The organism is Microbacterium sp. Bi128 (genome assembly GCF_918698205.1).
This window is the reverse complement of record NZ_CAKKMM010000517.1, coordinates 1-3,319: the sequence shown is the minus strand read 5'-3', so window position 1 is coordinate 3,319 and position 3,319 is coordinate 1. Positions and strand designations below refer to the sequence as shown.

Below are 3,319 nucleotides of genomic sequence, written 5' to 3'. Positions count from 1 at the left end.
TACGTTGAGTACTACGAGACCCTTCCGCTTGAGCCGAAAATCATACTGTGGGAAAGCAACCACGGCTCCTCCATAGGGTGCCACCCCCTGGCACTTTTCGACGAGGTCTGCTCCGATCCGCGGTACGAGGAATTCAGTCACTACTGGGCCATTAACAATGAGGAAAACATCCCCGATCGTCTCCGGGGCCGAAAGAATGTGAGGTTTGTCCAGACAAACTCGGACTTGTACAAAAGAGTCCTGTCCTCAGCCGCACACCTCGTGAACAATGTGTCGTTTCCGCCGTATTTCATCCGCAAGGATGGCCAGAAGTACCTCAACACCTGGCATGGGACACCGTTGAAGACCCTGGGCCGGGATATGGCCGGCGGTCCCGTCGCCCATGCCAACATCGCCAGGAACTTCCTGCAGTCAACCCACATCATGAGTCCGAACCGCCACACGTCCCAGGCTTTGATCCAGCGCCACGACATCGAGGGCCTTTTCCGGGGCAAGATTGCTGTCACAGGCTCGCCACGCATTGACGGCCTGGTAAACGCTGACGAATCCAAACGCCTCCAATTGCGGTCCCAGCTGGGCATCGCCGCGGATGACTCGAAGCCGGTGATTCTCTACGCTCCCACCTGGCGCGGCGCCTCGGACGACAGGTTCGTCGACGCCAGCAAACTTCAGGAAGACCTCGCCGCCATGCGCGGAGCCAACCATCACTTGTTCTTCCGGGCCCACCGCCTCACGGAGGGACTCCTCGACGGATTCGATGCTGGCTCCTCGATCGTCCCCGGTGATATCGACACGAATGACCTGCTCTCCGCGGTGGACGTGCTCATCACGGATTATTCGAGCATCTTCTTCGACTTCCTCCCGACGGGCCGGCCTATCGTCTTCTATACGTTCGATCTGGACGACTACTCACAGGACCGCGGTCTCTACTTCGACATGGAGGAGATGCCCGGCACCCTCGTGCGGGAAAGGTCGGATCTCGCGGCAAGCATCCAGAATTCGCTGGCTAGTGACCCGGCCTCCGATCCTCGGTATCTGGCTGCCAAGGATCAGTTCTGCCCCTGGGAGGATGGAAACTCCGCCAAGAGAGTGGCCCGGTTCTTCCTCGAGGACGACCCCGACGGACTGGCTGATGAACCTGCCGAGGAGAAGACCACTCTCCTGTTCCACCACGGACTGCTCCCTAACGGCATTGCAACGTCCTTTCGGAACTTGGTCTCCAGCCTGGACACCTCACGCTTCCGTGCCGTCCTGGTAGTTGAACCTGCAGTCCTGGCAGCCAATCCCGCGAGGCTGGAAAAGTTCAGGGAACTGCCTGACCACGTCCAGATCATCGGCAAGGTCGGTGTCCAGTCCCACACACCGGAGGAACGCTGGATCGCGCGAAAGTTGACGGCGAACCTGGACCTGCCCTCAGCGGCACAGTGGCAGATCTATCGCTCGTCCTTTGCCCGTGAATTCCGTCGAATCTTCAGTGACAGCCAGTTTGATTCGGTCATCGAGTTCGACGGGTATGCGCCGTACTGGTCGAGTTTGGTGGCCTATGGTCCAGACCATGCGCATAAGTCGATTTACATGCACAACGACATGGCGAACGAAAAGCTGATGAAGTTCCCCGTGCTGGAAATCATCTTCCGGCTGTACCGTGATTTCGACGCGCTCATCTCTGTGGCGTCCAGCGTTTCCGACATGAACCGCCGCGAATTGGCCGGACCCTACGCCCTCGAGAGCACAGCGTTCACGCACTGCGATAACCAGATCGATCCGGGCCGGGTTAACAAGGGAGCCGCGGAACCCCTCGACGGCGACATCGCCGAGTGGTTCGAAGGCGGGCTCTACAACTTCATCGCAATTGGTCGGTTGTCCCCGGAAAAGGACCATCGAAAACTGATCAGGGCCTTCGTGCGTTTCCACGACTCCCATCCCGGAGCCAGGCTCATGATCGTCGGTGACGGGCCCCTCCGCTATGAACTCGAGAAACTGATCGTCGGCCAGAAGGCTTCCGACTACATCTGGCTGGCCGGCCAGCGGGCGAATCCGTACCCGGCGCTGAAGCACGCCCATTGCTTCGTCCTGTCATCTCTCCATGAGGGCCAACCTATGGTCCTCTTCGAGGCCATGATTTTGGGTGTTTCGATTGTCTGCACCGTGCTGCCTGGACCGCGGGATGTCCTGCAGGACCGCTACGGCCTGATTGTGGAAAACTCGGAGGACGGTCTGCTTGCGGGTCTGGCAGCAGCCGAGCGTGGCGAGCTTCCCCATGAACACTTTGATCCTTCGACCTACGTTGCGAGCGCGCTGAGCCAGTTCTTTACCCACAATCTCACTGAAGGGGACCCGGCCAGGGTCTAATTGGCTTGCGGCAAGCCGCGACCACGATACTGTCAGTAACGAAGTTCCCGGAAGGAATGAGAAGTCCACATGAAGTTGGTTAGTCCTTATACATCATCCGCGCGTCCCGTAAACTTCAAGTTTCGAGCCGCGCGGAAGGGGGCTAAGCACCTCATTGTCATATTTACCTCCATCCGCGCCGATAGAAGTTGGCTGGACTTCGACCACGACGGTCCACTGCTGGCCCACAACCGGGCCAATCTCCTTTGGATCTACGACAACTTTGGCGCGGAGTATTCCTATTACCTGACGGAGAATCGTAACTTCGAAATCGAGGTGGCGGTTTCGCAGCTCATCGCTGAAGTAATAGATCAACTGGGTCTGAGCAGCAGCGATTGCACGATGGTGGGGATGTCCAAGGGTGGTTCGGCCGCCCTGCGTCTTGGAATTAGGTGCAATGCCAAGAATATTTTGGCACTAACACCCCAACTCGCCATAGGTTCCTACCTGTTGAATCGAAAAAGATCAGCGATCATCGAGTACATGAGCGGCAATACGCTCGCGACGGACATCGAGTGGCTGAATTCATTAGTTCCAGAAGTTGTCCGGTCCGACTCCAACAGAGATCGAAACATATACCTGATCACTTCTCCGTACGATCCCCATTGCATAGATTATCTCGATGAGGTTCTGCCTTATTTCCGTCGTTACTCGAATTTCAGCCTCATCTCGACAGCGTCAGATCTGACCCGAAATCATCTTCAGACACTCCACTACAATGTTCCGTTCGTCGTTTCCCTCCTGACAATACTTGCCGAGGGACTTGCACCACGGTTTGGAGAGGATTCCAACGGGTTTGGTTTTGACGGAAGCGGCCACAGGGACAGACACTTCAAGCTCGGGCCAAAACACGGAGGACTCCTGGCGGGCCCCGGATAAAAATAGTCCAGAAGTTTCTTCGCGGAGCTGGAAACCAGGGGTGAAGATC

At 57.1% G+C, this 3,319-nt stretch carries 2 protein-coding genes; both read left to right on the top strand.

Annotated features, from left to right (window positions below):
• Positions 1-2,352, top strand: a 2,352-nt coding sequence (locus LQV45_RS22150; protein WP_230008847.1) for a glycosyltransferase, incomplete at its 5' end; no start/stop codon positions are given.
• Between the two features lie 69 nt (positions 2,353-2,421).
• Complete coding sequence (locus LQV45_RS22145) at positions 2,422-3,270, top strand: hypothetical protein (RefSeq protein WP_230008846.1); 849 nt, start codon at positions 2,422-2,424, stop codon at positions 3,268-3,270.
• Positions 3,271-3,319: the final 49 nt, after the last annotated feature.

Excerpts from the sequence above, each read along its gene's own strand:
- LQV45_RS22145 (WP_230008846.1), top strand. The coding sequence starts at position 2,422 with ATGAAGTTGGTTAGTCCTTATACATCATCCGCGCGTCCCGTAAACTTC.